The sequence below is a fragment of the Brevibacillus soli genome (genome assembly GCF_044759095.2).
Classification (GTDB): Bacteria; Bacillota; Bacilli; order Brevibacillales; family Brevibacillaceae; genus JBIYSM02.
In genome coordinates, this window is sequence record NZ_JBIYSM020000101.1 from 1 (window position 1) to 1031 (window position 1031).

Sequence of the window (1031 nt, forward strand, 5' to 3'; positions counted from 1 at the left end):
CACTGGGGCACTTTATTTGATATTCAAGTGACATTTTCACTGAACAGATAAGGTGACATTTTCACAGACTATTGACAGACCTTTTATTTCCCTAATCATTTCCACTGTCCCCCCATTGACACTTACGTTGCGTCATCCCTTATTCTTCAATCAGGAGGTGCACAATGATGCCATTCACCGTTAAAGAAGTCTCTCATCTGTCAGGAGTGAGTGTCCGGACTCTCCATTACTACGATGAGATAGGGCTGCTGAAGCCTGCGTTTCTGGGGGAGAATGGATATCGCTACTATGAGGAGGAACAGCTTCTTTTGCTGCAGCAGATTCTGTTTTTCCGAGAGCTCGATCTATCTCTTGTTGAGATAAAGGAGCTCATGCACAGCGATTCCTTTGATCGAGTGAAGGCACTACAAGCTCATCGCATCCTCCTTCAGAAAAAAGCCGAACGGCTGCAAGAACTCATGAACACGATCGACAAGACCATCGATCATTTAAAAGGAGAGATACGCATGCCTACCCATGAGATGTATCAAGGCTTCAGCAAAGAGCAGCAGGAAAAATACATCCAGGAAATCAAGGACACCTACGGAAAAGGCTCTGAAACATACATCGATGAGAGTGTAGAACGTACAAGCAAGTGGAAAAAAGAAGATTGGGACAAAGTTGCAGCGCAAGGAGAGGAGTTTCACAAAGAATTCGCAGCAGCGATTGAGCGAGGCGAAGCGGTAGACTCTCCAGAAGTGCAAAAGCTCGTCCAAAAGCACTTCGAATGGATCAACAACTTTTACACTCCTACAAAAGAAGTGTATGCGGGTCTCGGTGACCTCTATGTGGATCATCCCGACTTCCGCAAATTTTATGAGAAGTACCACCCTCAGCTTGCTGAATACCTTCGAGATGCCATAAAAATCTACGCAGACCAAAACCTGTAATCCAGGCACTCCCCAGGTTCTTCCTTAAAAAAAGCTTCGATTGAAGCCCTCTCGAAGAAGCTGGTTCTTCGTTAGAGGAAACTTTTTATGCGTTCCGGAAAG

1 protein-coding gene is annotated in these 1031 nt (G+C 45.3%); it reads left to right on the forward strand.

Annotated features, from left to right (window positions below; genetic code table 11):
• Nucleotides 1–164: 164 nt before the first annotated feature.
• Entirely contained in the window at nt 165–929 is a 765-nt protein-coding gene (locus ACE99V_RS20295) for a MerR family transcriptional regulator (protein ID WP_400493004.1), read from the forward strand.
• Nucleotides 930–1031: the final 102 nt, after the last annotated feature.

Bases quoted from the DNA above. Each gene is read 5' to 3' on its own strand.
- ACE99V_RS20295 (WP_400493004.1), top strand. From the start codon at position 165: ATGATGCCATTCACCGTTAAAGAAGTCTCTCATCTGTCAGGAGTGAGT.